We start from the raw sequence: 13,426 nt of genomic DNA on the forward strand, positions 1-13,426 counted from the left end.
TTCGCGACGCTAACGGACGCCCCCGTCCGTTTCGCTAAAGTGAGAGTGGTGACAACCCGATTGCCTCATGTGCCGCACGCCCCGCGCTCCGACGCCGCGGACAACCGCGCGCGCATCCTCGACGCGGCCCGCGCGCTCTTCTCCGCCGACGGGCTGAGCGTGCCGATCCGGGAGATCGCGCGGCGCGCGGGGGTGGGGCCCGCCACCCTGTACCGCCACTTCCCGACCAAGCAGGCCCTGGTCACCGAGGCCTTCGCGGACCAGATGCGCGCGTGCCGCGCCCTCGTCGACGAAGGGAGCGCCGACCCCGACCCCTGGCACGGCCTCTGCCTGGTCATCGAGAAGATCTGCGAGCTGCACGCCCGGGACAGGGGCTTCACGGAAGCCTTCATGGCGACCTTCCCGACACCGACGGAGGTCACCGCGAGCCGCGCGTACACGGTGAAGACGGTCACCGAACTGGCCCGGCGCGCGAAGGAGGCCGGTCACCTGCGTCCCGACTTCCTGGTCCCGGACGACCTGATCCTCATGCTCATGGGGAACCAGGGCATCCGCGCGGCCACGCCCGCCGCCCAGGTGGCGGCCTCCCGGCGTTTCGCGGCCTTCGTGATCCAGGTGATCCAGGCCTCCCCGCAGCACGCGCCGCTCCCGCCCGCCGCGTGGCTGGCACCCGCGCACTTCTGAGACCGTCACCATCGGGCCTGTCGGCCTACGGGTGATCGCGGCCGGCGTCGGTCAGAGCCGGGCCGCGCGGTCCAGCAGGAAGAGGCGTTCGCGGGCGTTGCGGGTCAGGGCAGCCGCTCGTTCGAACTCCGACCTCGCCTCCTCCGTACGGCCCAGCCGCGCGAGCAGGTCGCCGCGCACGCTCGGCAGCAAGTGGTAGCCCTTCAGGGCCGGTTCGTCCGCCAGGGCGTCGACCAGGGGCAGGGCCGCCGCCGGGCCCTCGGCCATCGACACGGCGACCGCGCGGTTCAGTTCCACCACCGGGGACGGGGTCAGGGCGACGAGCTGTCCGTACAGCGAGGCGATCGCCGTCCAGTCCGTCTCCTCGTACGTACGGGCCCGGGCGTGGCACGCCGCGATGGCGGCCTGGAGGACGTACGGGCCCGGCGGGCGGCCCAGCGCGCCCGCCCGGGTGAGCGCGGCGAAGCCGCGGCGGACGAGGAGCTGGTTCCAGCGGGCGCGGTTCTGGTCGGCGAGCAGCACCGGCTCGCCGTCGGGGCCGGTCCGCGCGGGCATCCGGGACGCCTGGAGTTCCAACAGGGCGGCCAGCGCGTGGACTTCGGGCTCCTCGTCCATCAGCCCACTGAGCACCCGCACGAGCCGCAGCGCGTCCTCGCACAGGCCGGGGCGTACCCAGTCGTCACCGGCGGTCGCGGAGTAACCCTCGTTGAAGATCAGGTAGATGACCTCCAGGACGGAGGAGAGGCGCTGCGCGCGCTCGGCACCGTACGGCACCTCGAACGGCACCCCCGCCTTGGCGAGGCCGCGCTTGGCGCGCACGATGCGCTGCGCCACGGTCGCCTCGGGGGCCAGGAAGGCGCGGGCGATCTCGTCGGTGGTGAGTCCGCCGAGGAGGCGCAGGGTGAGGGCGATCCGGGCCTCGGTGGAGAGGACCGGGTGGCAGGAGGTGAAGATGAGACGCAGGAGGTCGTCGTCGATGTCGTCGGCCCCGGCCCCGATACCGGTGATGTTCGCGGTGTCGGGCGGCGGGACGTCCTCCAGGGTGCGGCCGACCTCGGCGAGCTTGCGGGCGTACGTCTCCCGGCGCCGTACGAGATCGACGGCACGGTTCCTGGCGGTGGCCATGAGCCAGGCTCCCGGCTTCTCAGGGACGCCCGACTCCGGCCATCGTTCCAAGGCCGCGACCAGGGCGTCCTGCGCCAGCTCCTCGGCAATGCCGACGTCGCGGACGATGCGGGCGACGGCGGCGATGATGCGCGCGGACTCGATCCTGAACACCGCTTCGACGGCGCTGTCCGGGCTCTGGGGCCCGCCCGCCTCCGGCCCGCCCGTTCCCGGCCCGTCCGCTCCCGACTTGTCTGCTCCCACGGCCACCCATCAGAACACCGGGGGCAGGCGAGGGCAAACGGTGACGAGAGCGGCCCCGGCCCCGGGGAAGGCCCCGGGACCCGGGAAGGCCCCGGGCCCCGGGAGCGGCCCGCCCTAGCCCTGCACGATCTCGCGCACCTCGCTCGCGATCTCCCACTCCGCCTCGTGGATCTCCACGAAGCGCCGGGCCCACACGACCGCCTCGTCCCGGTCCGCCGCCTGGATGATCGCGTACCCGCCGACGACCTCCTTGGTCTCGGTGAACGGCCCGTCGGTGACGGAGATCTTCCCGCCGCTCTGCCGGATCCGTACCCCCTGCGCGGTCGGCAGCAGCCCCGCGGTGTCCACCAGGACGTCCGCCTTGGTCATCTCCTCGATCAGCTCGCCCATGCGCCGCATCAGCTCCTCGCTGGGGCCGCCGGCGGGGGCGTTGTTCTCGTCAATACGGACCATCATCAGAAAGCGCGGCATGGTGACTCCTCGGTGCCGGGTGGTGCGGTGGTGAGGCGGGCCGTTCCCGCCTCTCACCTGTACGTCGAACGGCCGGCACCGGAATCGACACGGGCCGGAGAATCAATCGCAGGAGATCCCTCTACGACCCGGATCCGGACCCCACGCCCGCCCCGGACCCCGCCGGCGGGATGTTGTGGTTCAGCCGGAACATGTTCCCCGGGTCACGGGCCGCCTTGATCTCCTGGAGCCGTGCGTACGTGGGCGCGTCGAAGGCCAGCCGTACCCGCTCCGACGTGACGTCGTCCGCCCCCAGGAAATTGGTGTGCTTCCGCACGCTCAGCCACGGCTCCAGCCGCTCCATCACCTCGCTCCCGACCGTCCGGTACCCGTCGGGGTCCTCGCCGGGCGGGACAAACGCGAAGGCGAAGACGGCGAAGGCCGCGTCGCGGGTCCCGACCACGTTCGGCGCGCCGGAGTAGCGGCTCAGCGCGCCACCGAGCTGGCGCAGGTCCACGACGTTGACCCGGGCGTCGGACTCCGGGCCCGCGACCTCCAGAAGGGCGTCGATGGTCTCCGGCGTCACCTCGTCCAGCACCGCGAAGTGCTCGACCGAGCTGATCCCGTCCGGCGGATCCACGCTGATGGCGTCGAACTCCGTGAACGGGCGCGGGGTCACGGTGTCCAGCAGCACCGGCGCCGCCGCCCGCAGCGGGGCGATCAGCTCCTCGCCGTCGGCCTCCGAACCGAGCCAGGAGAACCGTACGGCCGCGGTCAGCCGCCCCCGCATGAAGTCCGGGAGCGTGGGCAGGTCGGGCAGGCGTAGGAGGACGGCGGACGACATCAGCTCTTCCGGGGCCGTCGTCGTGAACCGCTGGTACGCGTGCAGCACCTCCCGGGCGTCGTCACCGGAGAAGTACAGGGCACCCGCGTACAGCTGGGTCACCGGGAAGAGGGAGAACTCCATCGCGGTGACCACCCCGAAATTGCCCTTCCCGCCGCGCAGCGCCCAGAAGAGGTCGTCCTCGGAGTCGCGGGAGGCGTGGCGCAGCTCGCCGTCCGCCGTGACCAGGTCGATCCACTGGACGTGGTCGGCCGCCCACCCGAAGGCCCGGCCCATGGTCACGCTGAGGCCGCCGCCGAGGGTGTAGCCGACCACGCCGACGTCCGCCGCGGACCCGACGAGCGGGGCCAGGCCGTGGACGGCGGCCTCGGCGACGACCTGCTGCCAGCGCACCCCCGCCTCGACCCGGACCGTACGCTCCCCGGCGTCGATCGACAGCCCCGTCATCCGGCGGGTCGTGATCATGACGGCGTCCTCGGGGACGTCCCCCGTGGGGCCGTGCCCGGTGGCGAGGACGGCGACCGGACGCCCGTACCGCCCCGCGAAGCGCACCGCGCTCAGGACGTCCGCCGCGTCCGCGGCGCCGACGATCACGGCGGGACGGTGGGTGACCACGCGGTTGAAGCCGGTGGCCTCCTCGGCGTAGCCGTCGTCACCGGGGAGGAAGACGGGTCCCGCGACATCGACGGTGAGCGTGCGGATGTCACGGGGAGAGAACGGCCGGGGGCCGGAGGGGAGGTTCGGTGCCGAGGTCATACGAACGTGCCTTTCGGGATGCGGTACGCGCGGCTCGGCGCGCGCGAGTGTCCCCCCGCATCCCATCCTGTCGCTATTTGTAGCGATCTGCCCCTTTTGCCGGGCGCTAGCCGTCCCCGAGCGACTCGAAGCGCCAGCGGTGCACCGGCCGGGCGGTCAACTCCGCGGGAGGATCGGGCAGTTCGGGGACATCGGCGTCGTACGGGCCGTCCCACCAGGTGAGAGCCAGGATCCGGCCGCCGGGGGCGCGCAGCAGCTCGCGGCGGAGCGGCTCGTACGGCAACTCCGCCCCGCGCGCGCGGGCCCACTCCAGCAGCTCCGCGCCCCGGCCGTCGGCGGCCTTGGCCTCCCACATGAGAGCGACCGTCATCAGTAGAGGTTGTCCTTAGCCAGCTCGTGGACGTGGTCATGGTCGTGCCCATGCCCATGCCCGTGTCCTTGCCCATGATCCTGATCACGCTCAGGCTCAGGCTCAGGCTCAGGCTCATTGGCATGCGTACGACCGGGCACATGCGGCTCCGTCACCGGCAGCGACGAATCCGCCGAGAGGTCCCAGTCCGACGCCGGCCGATTCCGCGCCACCATCTCCGCGCCCAGCGCCGCGACCATCGCGCCGTTGTCCGTGCACAGCCCGGGGCGCGGCACCCGCAGCCGGATGCCCGCGCGCTCGCAGCGCTCGGCGGCGAGCGCGCGCAGCCGCGAGTTCGCGGCGACCCCGCCGCCGATCATCAGATGATCGACCCCCTGGTCCTTGCACGCGCGGACCGCCTTCCGCGTCAGCACGTCCACGACCGCCTCCTGGAACGACGCCGCCACATCTCGTACGGGCACGTCCTCGCCCGCGTTCCGCTTCGCCTCGATCCAGCGCGCCACGGACGTCTTCAGCCCGGAGAAGGAGAAGTCGTACGGCGCGTCCCTCGGCCCGGTCAGCCCGCGCGGGAAGGCGATCGCGGCCGGATCGCCCTCCTTGGCCAGCCGGTCGATCACCGGACCTCCGGGGAAGCCCAGGTGCAGCACCCGCGCGATCTTGTCGAAGGCCTCACCCGCGGCGTCGTCGATGGTCGCGCCCATGGGCCGTACGTCGGAGGTGATGTCCGGCGCCAGCAGCAACGACGAGTGGCCGCCGCTCACCAGCAGCGCCATCGTCGGCTCGGGCAGCGGGCCGTGCTCCAGCTGGTCGACGCAGATGTGGGAGGCCAGGTGGTTCACGCCGTAGAGCGGCTTGCCGAGCGCGTACGCGTACGCCTTCGCCGCCGACACCCCCACCAGCAGCGCCCCCGCCAGGCCGGGGCCCGACGTCACCGCGATCCCGTCGAGGTCGCGGGCGCTGACGCCCGCCTCCTTGAGCGCGCGCTCGATGGTCGGCACCATCGCCTCCAGATGCGCCCGGGAGGCGATCTCGGGCACCACACCGCCGAAGCGCGCGTGTTCGTCGACGCTCGACGCGACGGTGTCGGCGAGCAGGGTCGTACCGCGCACGATGCCGACGCCTGTCTCGTCGCAGGAGGTCTCGATACCGAGGACGAGAGGTTCGTCAGCCATTGATCCCAGTTCCTTGGACGTCTTGTATGTGGAGCCCCTGCATCGGCAGGCGCATCACGAGCGCGTCGACATTGCCCGGCTGGTAGTAGCCGCGGCGGAAGCCGATGGGCTCGAAGCCGAACCGTTCGTACAGCTTCTGCGCCCGTATGTTGTCGACCCGCACTTCGAGCAGCACCTCTTCGCACTCGGCGGCGCTGGCGTGCTGGAGGAGGTCGGTCAGCAGGCGGGAGCCGAGGCCCGTGCCCCACTGGTCGCGGGCGGCGGCGATGGTCTGTACGTCCCCGAGGCCCCCGGCGGCGGCGAGTCCCGCGTATCCGACGATACGGCCGCCGGCCTCGGCCACGACGTAGCGGCGGGTGGCACCGGGGCCGCGCGCGTGGGCCAGCTCGGACCAGAACATGCCGGGGGACCAGGCGTCCTCGGGGAAGAGGTCGTGTTCGAGGGCGAGGACGGGGTCGATGTCCCACCAGCGCATCTCACGGAGGACGGCGCCTCGGCGTGCGTCACCGCGTTCAGCCGCACCGGCCGCACCGGTGGCTCCCGGCGCCTCCTTCGCTTCGTCCACCTCACCCACCCCGCCCACCCCGTTCGTTTCCTCGCCCCTGGTCACTTCGGGGTGACCACCTTGTAGTTCTTGGGCACCTCGGCGTCGGGCCTGCGGAGGTAGAGGGGCAGCGGCGGCAGGAAGTCGTCCGTCCGCCCCGCGGCCAGCAGCTCCGCCGCCAGCCCGGCGAGCGCGGCGGCCGACTGGTGCTCGGGGGCGCGGGCGTCCCGGAACGTGGCCGGGTAGAGGAACGCGCCCGCACCCACGGCCGGCAGCCCGGCGACCCGCTCGGTGAGGTCGGCGGGCCGGTCGACGGCCGGATCACTCACGCGGGTACGGGCATCCGCGTACCGCGCCCAGTAGACCTCCTTGCGCCGGGCGTCGGTGGCCACGACGAAGGGCTCTTCGAGGCCGGAGGCGTACGCGAGACCGTCCAGCGTGCAGAGCCCGTGCACCGGCACCCCGAGCGCGGAACCGAAGGCCAGCGCCGTGACGAGACCCACCCGCAGTCCGGTGTACGGACCGGGCCCGACCCCGACGACCACATCCGTGACGGCGCCGAGCCCCACCCCCGCCCCCGCCTCGGAGAGGACGCGGTCCACGGCGGGCAGCAGCAGCTCACCGTGGCGGCGCGCGTCCACCTGGCTCTCCGCGGCGAGGACGGAGGAGCCGTCGTGAAGAGCGACGGTGACGGCGGGCGTGGCGGTATCAACGGCGAGCAGAAGCACGCAAACAGCCTACGGCTCCCGGCGGCGGGGCACGGCGCCCAGTCCCGTCATTCCGCTGCTGCTAACGTCACCACGGAGTCATACGTACGAGAGGTGGAACAGGGTGTCCAGGAGCAGCTCGGGAATCGTGGCCGGGCTCACCGCGGCGGCCGTCGCCGGCGTCGCCTTCCTCGCTTACCAGGCCTCGGCGAGCGTGCCCGACACCCTCGGGAAGAACGGCACCCCGAGCGCCTCCCCGACCGCGTCGGGCCCCGCCGCGCCGAAGAAGGACCCGCTGACGGTGCCGGCGGCGTCGGGCACGGGCGAGCGGGTGGTGTACGGCCTCAAGGACCGCCGGGTCTGGCTGGTCGACAAGGCCGATCAGGCGACGCGGACGTTCCCGGTCGTTCCGAGCACCCTCAACCCCGCCCCGGGCTCGTACACCGTCAGCTCCCGGTCCGCCCAGGTCCAGGGCTCGGACGGGGTCCTGGTCGAGCACGTCGTACGGTTCGCCAAGGCGGAGGGGGTCACGGTCGGCTTCAGCGCGGCGGTGGACGGGTCGCTGCCGACGCCGAATCCGGCGCTCAAGACGGGCGGGGTGCGGATGAAGCGGGCGGATGGGGCGGCGTTGTGGTCGTTCGCGACGATCAACTCGACGGTGGTCGTCGTTCCCTGACGGCGCTCAGGCGGCGCGGGCGTCTGTAGCTCGCACCTCTGTGAGCGCCTGCGCGGCGGGGCGTGTTGCCACTGGCGTGGCGGCGGGCCACTTCGGCGGGGTCGACACGGCGGCGGCGGCCACGCAGGATGCGAGCAGGTCCCGCATGGACGTGTCGGAGGGCGACGGGTGCGGGTGCGGGTGCGGCATGGGTGCCATGGATGCCTCCTGGAGCGGCGGGGGCAAGCGTAGGTTAGGTAGACCTAACCACCTCTGGATACCATGTGACCATGCGCGGCATGGCGCGCGCAACATTTTCCCGACGCTTTGTCGGAACGTGTCGCCCGGTGGTCGGTTGCGCTTACTGATGTCCTCAATCGCCGGACGGGCTGGGTGTGCCGTGGTGACGGGGGCCGGGGCCTCCGGAGGTACGTATGTCCGGACTGCATGTTTTACGGCGCGTTCGGGGACCCCGGACATTCACGTTCGCCATGCGCCACAAAACACGCTTTACGTCCGGCCACACGCACCTCCTCCGACCCCACCCCCCTCACGCCGAGGGTGAGCCGAACGACCCCCCGCTGCGGGGAGCGCCTGGCGCCCGGTGGGCGAGCGCGGCTTACTGATGTCCTCAAGCGCCGGACGGGCTGGAGTGTGGCCTCTGCCCGGTACGCGAGTGCGGGTTACCGATGTCCTCAAACGCCGGACGGGCTGGATGGTGCCCCCGTGCCCTCCAACGCCGGGGCGGGCCGGGGTTGTCTTGTACGCGGGCGTGAAAGGGGGACGGGCAGGGGTCGTGTCCGGAACGTAAAGCGTGTTTTGTGTCGCGTGACTACCGTGAATGTCCGAAGTCCCCGAACGCGACGTAAAACATGCAGTGCAGGACACGACCCCTGCCCGGCCCCCGGCAACAACCCGCACCAAGACCACCGGCCCGCAGCGGGCACAACCAAGCCCGTCCGGCGATTGAGGACAACCCTGACCGCAACCCGGTCACCCAGACGCGCGGCCCACCGGCCCCAGAACGCCCGTCCGGCGATTGAGGACAATCAGGAACCCGCGCGGACACCGGGCGAGGACAACGCCACCGCGAGGGCCTCCTCATAGCGGCCACGCCGATCCGGCCGCGCCCGCCCCGCCGCATACCTCAACGCCGGAACGGCGGAAACCCCCAACTCCCGCAACCCGCCCAGCGCAGCGCCCCGCACCAGCGGATCGCCCGCGAGGCCCGATGCGCGCGCAGGCGGACCCCGGGCCGGGGATGCGTCAGCAACCCCCCGAGAAGCTCCTCGATCAAGTCGCGACCGGCAGGCCCGAGTTCACCCCCCGCACCCCCCTCATACGCCTCGGTCAACCGCGTCAGCCCCCGCCGTACCCGCTCCGGAGCGCCGGCGCCCCCGCACGCACCAGGTCGAGCAGCTCGCGCAGCGCATGCTCGCTAGGCGCACCACCCCGCGCGGCCACGCCGGACACGCCGGGCACGCCGGGCACGCGCCGCGCCGTCAACGCGGCAACGCGCGCGCCGGTGCGCATCGGTGCGCGTCGGTGGCGGTCACGTCCCGTACGGCGCGGAGCCAGGCGATCCGTACCCGTACCGGCAGGTGGTCGGCCACGCGCCACGACGGGCGACGGCGGGCGCCGAGGTACGGTCCCAGGCGCGCGTACAGCCCGGCCAGGACGAGCATCTCCTCCGGCGTCCGCTCCGGCGGCCCTTCGACCGACTCCGGGAGCAGCAGGGCGAGTTGGTCGCTGCCGCCTTCGGCGAGGACGCGCTCGGCGAGCAGGGTCAGCCCGAGATACCGCACCCGCGCGTCGCCGTGCCCGTCCAGCTCGGGCCGGGCCGCCGCGGGCCCCTCCATGGGTGTCCCGGTGGGCGTCATCGTCGGGATGCTAGCGGGGCCGTACCGCACCCGGCCAACAGGATTTCGTACGGCGGGAACGGCGGGTAAAGGACATACGGCAGGTACGCCCGGTCCGTGATCCGGCCGTCAGCGCGCCGGCCGCACCAGCGACCCCAGGTCCGCGTTCGCCCACCGCGCACCCACACCCGTCAGGGTGACCTCGCGGCGGTCGTCGTCCGTGGCGCCGACCACGCGGTCGATGAGTACGTGGAGCCGGTCGTCGGACAGTTCCTCGACCTTGCCCTCGCCCCACTCCACGACCACCACCGAGTCGGGCAGCGAGACGTCCAGGTCGAGGTCCTCCATCTCGTCCAGACCCCCGCCGAGCCGGTACGCGTCCACGTGGACCAGGGCGGGGCCGTCCACCAGGGACGGGTGCACGCGGGCGATCACGAAGGTCGGGGAGGTCACGGCGCCCCGGACCCCGAGCCCCTCGCCGAGCCCGCGCGTCAGGGTCGTCTTGCCCGCGCCCAGCTCGCCGGTGAGCATTACCAGGTCGCCCGGGCGTACCAAGGCCGCGAGCCCCAGGCCCAGCTCGCGCATGCGCTCGGGGGAATCGACGGTGAGGACGAGCGACGAGGTGCTGGAGCCGTCGGATGCCGAGGGCTCAGGTCCTGCGGCGGGCTCAGGTCCCGTGGCCGGCTCAGGTCCCGTGGCGGGCTCAGTTGCCCGGCTGTGCGGTCGTTCCATAAGTGCCCACGTTAGTCTCCGTCGGCACCGCGCCGACGCGCGCCAGCAGGTCGGCGAGCCGGTCCGTGACGGCCTCCGGGTGTTCCAGCATCACCAGGTGCCCGGCGTCCGGTACGAGCACCAGCTCCGCGTCCGGCAGCAGGTCGGCGATGGCCTCGCTGTGCGAGCTGGGGGTCACCAGGTCGCTCACCCCGGCCAGGATCAGTGCCGGGACCTCCAGGAAGACCTCCAGCGCGGCCGTCTTGTCGTGGTCGGTGAAGGCCGGGTAGAACTCCGCGACCACGTCGATCGGCGTGCTCTCGATGAGCCGCTCGGCGAACCGTACGACGGCGGGGTCCACGTCCTTCGAGCTGAATGAGTACCGCTTGATCAGCCCCGCGAACAGGTCGGCGGTCGCCCGCCGCCCCCGCTCGACCAGGTCGGCCTGCGAACCGAGCGCCTTGAGCACACCGGGCAGGATCCGGCGTACCGCGTTCACGCCCGCGAGCGGGAGGCCGTAGTTGACCTCGCCGAGCTTGCCGCTGGACGTACCGACGAAGGCGACGCCGACCACCCGTTCCCTTATCAGCTCGGGGTACTGGTCGGCGAGAGCCATGATCGTCATGCCCCCCATGGAGTGGCCGACGAGGACGAGCGGCCCTTCGGGCGCCGCCGCGTCGAGGACGGCCTTGAGGTCGCGGCCGATCTGGTCGATGGTGACCGGTACGGCGCCGGGGCCCCGCTGGGAGGCCCCGCGCGCGGACCGTCCGTGGCTGCGCTGGTCCCAGTGGACGGTACGGACGAGTCCGCGCAGCGCGGCGCGCTGGAAGTGCCAGGAGTCCTGGTTGAGGCAGTAACCGTGGCTGAAGACGACGGTGACGGGCGCGGGCGTACGCCGCCCGAAGAGCCGGCGCCGCCGGGGCGCGGCGGCGCTCGCCTTGCCCGCCTTACCGTCCTTGCCCCCCTTGCCCCCCTTGCCCCCCTTGCCCCCCTTGCCCGCCTTGCCGGTCTTGCCGGTCTCCTCGGCCTCCGCCTCGTCGATCTCGTAGTACAGCTCCGTACCGTCGTCGGCGAGGGCCGTGCCCGGGGTGCCGCGCAGACCGCCGTACGGCCCCGACGAGTCGAGCGCGAGCCGCGCCTTCTTGCGCATGCCCCGGCCGACGGTGAGCCGCTCGATCGCCACACCGGCAGCGGCGCCGGCGGCGATGACGCCTATCGCGGCCCCGGCGACGCCGGCCCGGCGCCAGTTGCCGGTGGCGGCGGAGGTGAGGGCGGCCACTTCCTGCGCCACGTCGCCGGCCGCGCTGCTCTCGGTCACCGTGGGCTCCTCGGGGTCTTCTTGTTGTCGTGGACCTCGTTGACGTCGTGGACCTGGTTGACGTCGTGGACCTGGTTGACGTCGTGGACCTCATTGACATAGACGCGGGGAACGCGCGCGCCGATGCGGGTGACGATCTCGTACGCGATGGTCCCGGCGGCCTCGGCCCAGTCCTCGGCCGTCGGCTCACCGCGATCGCCGGGGCCGAAGAGGACGGCGGAGGTGCCGGGCTCGACGACGTCGTCGCCGAGATCGACGACGAACTGGTCCATGGCGACCCGCCCGGCGACACGCCGCCAGCGGGTGCCGCTCCCCCCTGCGCCACCGCCGTCGCCGACCAGCACGGGCCCACGGCCCGAGGCGTGCCGGGGGACGCCGTCGGCGTACCCGAGGGGCACGAGGCCGAGGTTGGTCCGCTGCGGGGTGACGTAGTGATGGCCGTAACTGACGCCGTGCCCCTCGGGGACCTGTTTGACCAGGGCGACGGAGGCGGAGAGGGTCATGACGGGCCGCAGGCCGAAGTCCTGGGGGGTGCCGAGCGCGGGGCTGGGTGAGATGCCGTACATGGCGATGCCGGTCCGTACGAGATCGAAGTGCGACTCGGGGACGGTGAGGGTGGCCGGGGAGTTGGCGATGTGCCGTACCTCGGGCTCGACGCCTTCCTTCTCGGCGTACGCGAGCATCTCGTGGAAGAGGTCGAGCTGGGCGGCGATGGAGGGGTGGCCGGGCTCGTCGGCGCAGGCGAAGTGGGACCACAGGCCGGTGACGTGGACCTGGCCGGCGTCCTGGGCGGCGAGGGCGGCGGCGACGAGGGCGGGCCAGTCGGCGGGCTGACAGCCGTTACGGCCGAGGCCGGTGTCGGCCTTGAGCTGGATACGGGCGGGCCGCCCGGCCTCCCGGGCGGCGGCGGCCACCTCGCGCATGGCCCACATGCCGCTGACCCCCATGTCGAGGTCGGCGTCGATACCGGCGCGCCAGGGGTCGCCGGGGGTCCAGAGCCAGCACAGGACACGACTGCGAATCCCAGCGGCACGCAGGGCGAGCGCCTCCTGCGGCGTGGCGGTCCCGAGCCACCCGGCGCCGGCTTCGAGCGCGGCGCGGGCGACGGGCACCATCCCATGCCCGTACGCATCGGACTTCACGACGGCCATCAGGGCAGCACCGGGCTGAGCACGGGCACGAAGCGCTCGTACGTTGCCCCGCAGGGCGCCGAGATCGATCTCGGCGCGGGCGCGGGGAGGTGGGAGCGGGGGCTGGTCGTGCGGCTGAGCCTCGGGCGTCTGAATGTTTCCGGTCATCGCGACCAGTCTCTCAGAGCAGGGGGCTGTGGGGGTTGAGGTGGGATGGTCTGGTGCGGGTTCGGACCGAGGGGTAGTCGGGGGCACCCGGGTTGTGTGGTTCGGGTGGGGCCGCCCCTTGCGGTTGAGTGTCGCGGTTTCGGGGCGGGCGTCAAGGGCGCTCCTGCGTCGCGTCGGCTTCGCCGATTACGCTCCGCTCCACCCTTGACCCCCACCCCGAAACCGCAAGGGAAGGCTGGGGGGGGCGGCCCGGGGGAAGGGTCCCCGGGGGCCAGTCTGTTCTCGGCGTCTCGTCGCGGGCTGCGGCTTTCGGCGGGGCTTTGCGCACCACTTGAATGGGGCGGTGGCCACTCGTCTCGGCGGCTGACAACCGCCCGTTGGCCAGCGCACAAGCACCGTGTCTGTGGTGAGTGGGTGGTGGGCGAAGGCGGCGGGGACAGGCGGCTGGTCTGGCCCGTTTCGGTGGGTTGTTTGCTCTGAGAGCCCTTTAACGCAACACAGGACACAAGACCGGGTGGGAGAGGCCCTCAGGAGCCCTCAAAGCTAGAACAAATGGGGTATATGGCCTGCCGGGATGTGGTGGTGGGTAGTGGAGGCGGGCGGGGCGGCCACCCGGCCCGTTTCGGTGGGTTGTTTGCCGTCGGAGCCCCTTAATGAAACAGAGGACACAAGACCAGGCGAAAGAGGCCC

14 protein-coding genes are annotated in these 13,426 nt (G+C 72.5%); 2 read left to right on the plus strand and 12 right to left on the minus strand.

Annotated features, from left to right (window positions below):
• The first annotated feature begins 39 nt into the window (after positions 1 to 39).
• Entirely contained in the window at positions 40 to 684 is a 645-nt protein-coding gene (locus tag OG349_RS14075; protein ID WP_327234950.1) for a TetR/AcrR family transcriptional regulator, read from the plus strand.
• A gap of 51 nt (positions 685 to 735) precedes the next feature.
• On the opposite strand, the gene OG349_RS14080 is transcribed toward OG349_RS14075, so the two are convergent.
• The 7 genes from OG349_RS14080 to tsaB all read right to left on the minus strand — a co-directional run bounded on the left by OG349_RS14080 (position 736) and on the right by tsaB (position 6,916).
• Complete coding sequence (locus tag OG349_RS14080; protein ID WP_327238571.1) at positions 736 to 1,962, minus strand: RNA polymerase sigma factor; 1,227 nt, start codon at positions 1,960 to 1,962, stop codon at positions 736 to 738.
• A 204-nt stretch (positions 1,963 to 2,166) separates the two neighbouring features.
• A complete protein-coding gene (locus OG349_RS14085) occupies positions 2,167 to 2,523 on the minus strand; it encodes a YciI family protein (RefSeq protein ID WP_327234951.1) in 357 nt (118 codons plus the stop codon).
• A 121-nt stretch (positions 2,524 to 2,644) separates the two neighbouring features.
• Entirely contained in the window at positions 2,645 to 4,102 is a 1,458-nt protein-coding gene (locus OG349_RS14090; RefSeq protein ID WP_327234952.1) for an FAD-binding protein, read from the minus strand.
• A 106-nt stretch (positions 4,103 to 4,208) separates the two neighbouring features.
• Entirely contained in the window at positions 4,209 to 4,472 is a 264-nt protein-coding gene (locus OG349_RS14095) for a hypothetical protein (protein WP_327234953.1), read from the minus strand.
• Positions 4,472 to 5,644 (minus strand): tRNA (adenosine(37)-N6)-threonylcarbamoyltransferase complex transferase subunit TsaD, encoded by a 1,173-nt coding sequence (gene tsaD, locus OG349_RS14100; RefSeq protein ID WP_327234954.1) that lies wholly within the window; start codon positions 5,642 to 5,644, stop codon positions 4,472 to 4,474. Before tsaD ends, OG349_RS14095 begins: the two co-directional genes overlap by 1 nt.
• The gene (rimI, locus tag OG349_RS14105) at positions 5,637 to 6,119 is read right to left on the minus strand and encodes a ribosomal protein S18-alanine N-acetyltransferase (protein WP_327238572.1); all 483 of its coding nucleotides are present in this window, start codon (positions 6,117 to 6,119) and stop codon (positions 5,637 to 5,639) included. Before rimI ends, tsaD begins: the two co-directional genes overlap by 8 nt.
• 131 nt (positions 6,120 to 6,250) lie before the next feature.
• Complete coding sequence (gene tsaB / locus OG349_RS14110; protein ID WP_327234955.1) at positions 6,251 to 6,916, minus strand: tRNA (adenosine(37)-N6)-threonylcarbamoyltransferase complex dimerization subunit type 1 TsaB; 666 nt, start codon at positions 6,914 to 6,916, stop codon at positions 6,251 to 6,253.
• 103 nt (positions 6,917 to 7,019) lie between these two features.
• Between tsaB and OG349_RS14115 the strand changes: the two genes are divergently transcribed.
• A complete protein-coding gene (locus OG349_RS14115) occupies positions 7,020 to 7,571 on the plus strand; it encodes a hypothetical protein (protein WP_327234956.1) in 552 nt (183 codons plus the stop codon).
• A gap of 6 nt (positions 7,572 to 7,577) precedes the next feature.
• On the opposite strand, the gene OG349_RS14120 is transcribed toward OG349_RS14115, so the two are convergent.
• The 5 genes from OG349_RS14120 to alr form a co-directional block, all read right to left on the minus strand.
• The gene (locus tag OG349_RS14120) at positions 7,578 to 7,760 is read right to left on the minus strand and encodes a hypothetical protein (protein ID WP_442806384.1); all 183 of its coding nucleotides are present in this window, start codon (positions 7,758 to 7,760) and stop codon (positions 7,578 to 7,580) included.
• Between the two features lie 1,292 nt (positions 7,761 to 9,052).
• Positions 9,053 to 9,430, minus strand: a complete 378-nt coding sequence (locus OG349_RS14125; RefSeq protein ID WP_327234958.1) for a hypothetical protein — start codon at positions 9,428 to 9,430, stop codon at positions 9,053 to 9,055.
• A 108-nt stretch (positions 9,431 to 9,538) separates the two neighbouring features.
• On the minus strand, positions 9,539 to 10,141 hold the full coding sequence (gene tsaE / locus OG349_RS14130) for a tRNA (adenosine(37)-N6)-threonylcarbamoyltransferase complex ATPase subunit type 1 TsaE (RefSeq protein WP_327234959.1): 603 nt from the start codon (positions 10,139 to 10,141) through the stop codon (positions 9,539 to 9,541).
• Positions 10,113 to 11,438, minus strand: a complete 1,326-nt coding sequence (locus OG349_RS14135) for an alpha/beta fold hydrolase (protein WP_327234960.1) — start codon at positions 11,436 to 11,438, stop codon at positions 10,113 to 10,115. Before OG349_RS14135 ends, tsaE begins: the two co-directional genes overlap by 29 nt.
• On the minus strand, positions 11,435 to 12,736 hold the full coding sequence (alr, locus tag OG349_RS14140; protein ID WP_327234961.1) for an alanine racemase: 1,302 nt from the start codon (positions 12,734 to 12,736) through the stop codon (positions 11,435 to 11,437). The genes OG349_RS14135 and alr overlap by 4 nt, the downstream gene beginning before the upstream one ends.
• Positions 12,737 to 13,426 lie beyond the last annotated feature (690 nt).

Origin of the sequence: Streptomyces sp. NBC_01317, from assembly GCF_035961655.1 — a bacterium.
GTDB lineage: Bacteria > Actinomycetota > Actinomycetes > Streptomycetales > Streptomycetaceae > Streptomyces.

What these genes read in the sequence shown, in the direction of transcription:
- OG349_RS14090 (WP_327234952.1), bottom strand. Translation starts at nt 4,102, where the DNA reads ATGACCTCGGCACCGAACCTCCCCTCCGGCCCCCGGCCGTTCTCTCCC.
- OG349_RS14125 (WP_327234958.1), bottom strand. Translation starts at nt 9,430, where the DNA reads ATGACGCCCACCGGGACACCCATGGAGGGGCCCGCGGCGGCCCGGCCC.
- tsaE (WP_327234959.1), bottom strand. Translation starts at nt 10,141, where the DNA reads ATGGAACGACCGCACAGCCGGGCAACTGAGCCCGCCACGGGACCTGAG.
- rimI (WP_327238572.1), bottom strand. Translation starts at nt 6,119, where the DNA reads ATGCGCTGGTGGGACATCGACCCCGTCCTCGCCCTCGAACACGACCTC.
- tsaD (WP_327234954.1), bottom strand. Translation starts at nt 5,644, where the DNA reads ATGGCTGACGAACCTCTCGTCCTCGGTATCGAGACCTCCTGCGACGAG.
- OG349_RS14120 (WP_442806384.1), bottom strand. Translation starts at nt 7,760, where the DNA reads ATGCCGCACCCGCACCCGCACCCGTCGCCCTCCGACACGTCCATGCGG.
- OG349_RS14085 (WP_327234951.1), bottom strand. Translation starts at nt 2,523, where the DNA reads ATGCCGCGCTTTCTGATGATGGTCCGTATTGACGAGAACAACGCCCCC.
- alr (WP_327234961.1), bottom strand. Translation starts at nt 12,736, where the DNA reads ATGACCGGAAACATTCAGACGCCCGAGGCTCAGCCGCACGACCAGCCC.
- OG349_RS14095 (WP_327234953.1), bottom strand. Translation starts at nt 4,472, where the DNA reads ATGACGGTCGCTCTCATGTGGGAGGCCAAGGCCGCCGACGGCCGGGGC.